Genomic DNA, 4,677 nt, shown 5'->3' with positions numbered 1-4,677 from the left:
GCTCTACCACTTCGATTCTATAGATACCGACGCCTCGCTGCCGCCGGACGAATTCGATAGATTCGATCGAGCCCGGATCGAAATGGGGCGGGCAGCCGATGAAATCGGTGCGATCCATGGCCACTCGATTCGCAAAGGTGAAGCGTTGGTAATCCCCAACGACCATTATTTGCACGGCCGCGAGGCTATGGCAACGGACGAATGCGAGCGCTTGGTCTTCCGCGCATATGCAAATCGGCGCGCGACTCGTCCGGAATGGTCCCCACTGATGATCAGGCTGGACAATGAGTGATCGCACGGTAGTCATCGGCGGCGGTCACGTTGGAATCACCCTTTATGCCGACATCCTGCGCGCACGGCCCGAGGCGGCGGTCACGGTTCTCACTTCACGCACTCCTCCCTTTGCCGGGCAGGCGATAACGATGCATGATATCGTGACCGGCGTCGCGGATACGGTGACCACCGGGGCCGAGGATTTTCTCCTCCTTGACAATTCGAACGTTCTGTCAGCGGCCACGATCGTCTTCGTCACCGTCCCTGATATCCCCAGCGTCCGACGTGTCGTGATCGACCTGCTGCTGACACGACTCGGCCACAAGAACGCGACGATTGTCATGATCCGGGGCGGACAGGGTGGCGCGCTGTGGCTGGCCGGAAAGCTGCGAGATCCGCGCGCCGCGCGATGGAACATGCTTTTGGTCGAGGACTCGCTGTACGGCTGCCGCGTCGACGGCTCCACAGTCGAGTACAATCGCAAGGCGAGCGTCGGCGTCGCCCATTACGGCAGGGATTTGGATCGTGCGATCAGTGACGTCGCGCAGGCGCTCGGTGATCAAAGCTGGAAGAGCCGATTTTGTGAGCGGTCTCCGATCGAACTTCTCTTCGACCCTCTCGGGTACTACATCCATACCGCTGTGACGCTCGATCCAAGCAACGTGGTTCGCACGGCCCGTGGCGAACGCTACCTCCACTACAGCGAGGGCATCGATCCGACACTCGCGCAGCAACTCGACGCCATGGATGTCGAGCGTGTGGGGCTGGCCCTCTCATATGGCGTGCACGCCGAGACCTTCCCGCAGATCCTTCAACGCCAATATGGACACGAGCCACGATCGGACTTCTTCAGCACCATGGCGGCTACCCGGACGCTGTACCGATCGCTGTCGCCGGTCGATGTGCGCAGCCTTCGCCTGTCCAGAAACCTTCGTGAAGACATTCCGGCGTTGTTCACAATGCTCGCGTTCGCCGGCGCCCAAGGGTTCGGGATGCCGACCACCGAAGCTTTCGCGGCCGCGCTGCCCTATCTGCTCGGTCGTGTCGGACTGACCGATGTCTGCATCGACCGCTACCTCGCGCCTGCCGAGCATCTCACGGGAGACGATCTGCGTTCTCTACTCGACAACCGTATCTACGCATGAGAGGGCCACTGGTGAGCACAAGTGTGGGCGCTGATCCCCATCCGATCGAGCTGGTGACGTCGTTGTGGATGAGCATGCTCGAATACGAGGATCCACTGCCGGAGGACAACTGGTTCGATCTGGGTGGTGACAGCCTCGGGGCCGTTCAACTGATCGCACGCCTCGAGCGTCTCGACGTCCGTGTCGGCAGCACTGAATTCTTCGCGGCACCGACTCTGGAAACGCTTCTGGCCTGCGCCGATTCCCAATCCGGGCGCGGCCAAATTTCCACCGAGGAGATCGCATCCGCTTCGCACGATTTGCCGTTGACTCCCACACAGTTGTACACGGTCGTCGCAGACGGACCCACCCGTGACTGGCACAACGATCATTTCACCGTAGCTCTGTGCGAACACGCCGATCGAGGCCGTCTCGGGAGGGCGCTGGCCGACCTGGTCACCCGGCATCCCGCTCTGACCGCGCGGTTTCTCCGCTCCGAGCGCGGCTGGACACAGTCTGTGACCTCCGCGGATCAACGTGTCATCGCACTGATTGACGTCCCGGTCGAGGGTCTCCACGACGTTGGCCCTGTCAAAACTGCTGTCGATCACTGGGGTGCCCGGTTCGATCTCGCACGCGGGCCGCTGTGCGTGGCACTCGTCTGGAATACTGACAGCGGCCCGCTAGCTGTGACTGTCTTGCTCCACCACCTGTGCGTGGACGGGCACAGCATCGGTGTCCTCCATAACGACCTGGTCACCGCGCTTCATGAGAAGTCCGACATAGAAACCACGTCCGACAACTACGTAGCCTGGCTCACCCACGTTGCCACCCACGACTTCGTTCGCGCAGATCTCGCGTCGACGGACCAGGGCACCGTTCCCATGCAGTCGTTGCGGACCACCACCGTGGAACTGGATGTCGGCAGTCTGCACTCGCGCCACATCGCACCTGCCCTCGTCGCGGCCTTCAGCCGAACCGCACGTGATCGCGTGGATCCATCCCGAAACCGTCTGGATTTCACCTGGCATGGCCGAGACGTGGCCGCCGGCTGGCCATCGCTGGCAAACACCGTCGGCTGGTTTGCTCAAATCCGACGGCTTGTGCTGCCAAACGATGGTGCATGGTCGGTCACCGATGCCGAGGTGGCACTGGCCGAGGCCACCGACGGCGACTACCTTGTCGACGATTTCACCGGGCGGCTTCTCGCACAACCAGCACGGCTGTATCTCAACTACCGCGGTGCCCTCTTGACGAACCTGCACGCTCGCATCGGCGACTGTCAACCGATGGACGTCGATTTCGGCCCACAGTCATCCCCCGACGCGATCACCGGCCATCACCTGCGATGTGTCGCCGATCGCTTCGGCGATCGGGTCCGATTGAGCATCAAGTACCGCCCTGACTCTTCTCTCGCCGCGGCCGGTCTCGATGCGTTGGCGGCAGGTCTCGAGCGATGACCGAATCCACAATCGGATTGCTGCTCGGGGACTGCCCGTCAGCTCCCTATCTCGACCTTCTGCGCCACGCCCGGGAGCGCGATTGCCTGGTGTTCGTCCCCACTGCGGTCTTGGAGGCAACACCGGAAATCGCGTTGCTCGCCGACTCGATGTCGATCCGGTTGCACGCTGTTGGGGATGACCTCACCACCGTTACCCGCAATCACGATCTGACGGCGCTGATCACCTTCGATGAGCGATACGCGTACCAGGCGCTCGAGGCGACAGTTCACCTTCGTCGACCGGACCTGCCCACTCCCGCCGACAAGTTGGACATGCGCCGGCTCCTCAACAGTCGAGGCATGTCACACACCAAGGTGTGGCCGCTCGACGGCGACTCCGACCTTGCGGCGGCCCTCGCCGAGTGCAGTCCGATCGTGGTGAAGCCTCGACGCGGTGTCTCGAGCCGAGACATCGCGGTGGTGGGCGATATGGCCGCCTGGTACTCGTTCGCGGCCAGGCACGACATCGACCTGGCTCACGGGAAGTACTTCGCCGAGCAATTCCATGACCACATACCGTTCGGCGACGATGCGGATTGGTACGCGGCCTACGTGTCGGTCGATGTGTTCATGTCGCCGACCGGACCAGAGTTTCTCCCTGCCGACCGAGCTGCGCCGACCGCCAATTTTGGCGAGACGGGATTGTTGATCCCGTCTCGCATGTCGGACGAACATCGAGCCTGTCTGCAGGATTGGGCCGCGCGGATCGGGGGTATCTGGGACGGGCACTGGCCGGCGTTTCATATCGAATTCGTGCACACCGCCGACGGCTTCCAGGTGGTCGAGGTCAACCCGCGACTCGGGGGCTATCTGCACGTGATGTCCACGGCCTCGACACCGGGCGCGGACCTGGTCGGAGCCGTGTTCGATATCTGTGCTGGTCTCCCGCCGCACCTTCCGGCCCCGGACACACATGCGGCCTACATACTGGTCCATCCTCCAGGCGGCGCCGGGAAATTGGTGACGCCACCCGACTACCGGCACCTTACCCGGATCTCGCCGAATATCGGTGTCGCACGACGCCGTAAGCGCGATGAGGGCTTCGACGCGCGACACGGAACGCTCAACGCGATCTGCGACCTGCTCGTGACGGCACCGGACCGGCGTTCGCTGCTGTCGGGAATCGACGCCGCACGCCAGCACATTCTGTCGACCGCACGTTTCACCCAGGAGTAACCGACATGCCCCTATGGACCCAGATCGCAGGTCGAGCGGCCACTCATCCAGATGAGATCGCGTTTATCGGCACCCACGGTCAACACACCTATGCAGATCTGCTGGCCGACGTACAGCGCTCGGTCGTCGAAATCGAAGAGTTGTCTCAACCCGGTGACGCCGTCGCGGTGAGAGGCCAACGCGGCTACGGCACTTTGACCCGTTTCCTCGCATGCCTGGCGGCCAACCGCGTCTACGTCCCACTCGATGACCGTTGGCCCGCTCAACGGGTCGACCTCGTTCTCGCGGAATCGGACGCGTCGCTGATCGTGGATGTCGACAACCTAGACAGCAGGACCAGCACTGTTCGTCCCACCGGCAATGGAAATCGTCGGCCGAACCTGGCATACATCATCTTCACCTCGGGATCGACGGGCGTCCCGAAGGGCGTGATGATCGAAAAGGACGTCCTCGACGAAAGACTCCGATCGCTCGTGCCGCTCCTCGCCGGTACGTCCAGCATCCGATTCGTATTGAACACCTCGATTTCCTTCGACAAATCCGTCAACGAATTGATTTTGCCGTTTATTGCCGGCGGTACCAACGTCTGCCCCAGTGTCTTTA

At 62.2% G+C, this 4,677-nt stretch carries 5 protein-coding genes; all 5 read left to right on the top strand.

The genetic code is table 11. From position 1 onward, the window contains the following. Positions 1 to 292, top strand: a 292-nt coding sequence (locus tag ACFWPJ_RS25175) for a hypothetical protein (RefSeq protein WP_378854853.1), incomplete at its 5' end; no start/stop codon positions are given. Continuing rightward, positions 285 to 1,418: an NAD/NADP octopine/nopaline dehydrogenase family protein gene (locus ACFWPJ_RS25170; protein WP_378854852.1), complete on the top strand. Its 1,134-nt coding sequence runs from the start codon at positions 285 to 287 to the stop codon at positions 1,416 to 1,418. The genes ACFWPJ_RS25175 and ACFWPJ_RS25170, both read left to right, overlap by 8 nt. An 11-nt stretch (positions 1,419 to 1,429) precedes the next feature. Continuing rightward, positions 1,430 to 2,857 carry a condensation domain-containing protein gene (locus ACFWPJ_RS25165; RefSeq protein ID WP_378854851.1) on the top strand — a complete coding sequence of 476 codons (1,428 nt, stop codon included), beginning with the start codon at positions 1,430 to 1,432 and terminating at the stop codon, positions 2,855 to 2,857. After that, entirely contained in the window at positions 2,854 to 4,074 is a 1,221-nt protein-coding gene (locus ACFWPJ_RS25160) for an acetyl-CoA carboxylase biotin carboxylase subunit family protein (RefSeq protein WP_378854850.1), read from the top strand. The genes ACFWPJ_RS25165 and ACFWPJ_RS25160 overlap by 4 nt, the downstream gene beginning before the upstream one ends. Positions 4,075 to 4,079: 5 nt before the next feature. Continuing rightward, on the top strand, positions 4,080 to 4,677 hold a 598-nt coding region (locus ACFWPJ_RS25155; protein ID WP_378854849.1), incomplete at its 3' end, for an AMP-binding protein.

Origin of the sequence: Nocardia sp. NPDC058497 (genome assembly GCF_042720195.1) — a bacterium.
GTDB lineage: Bacteria > Actinomycetota > Actinomycetes > Mycobacteriales > Mycobacteriaceae > Nocardia.
The sequence above is the reverse complement of the archived record's forward strand: the minus strand, read 5'-3'. Positions and strand labels throughout refer to the sequence as shown.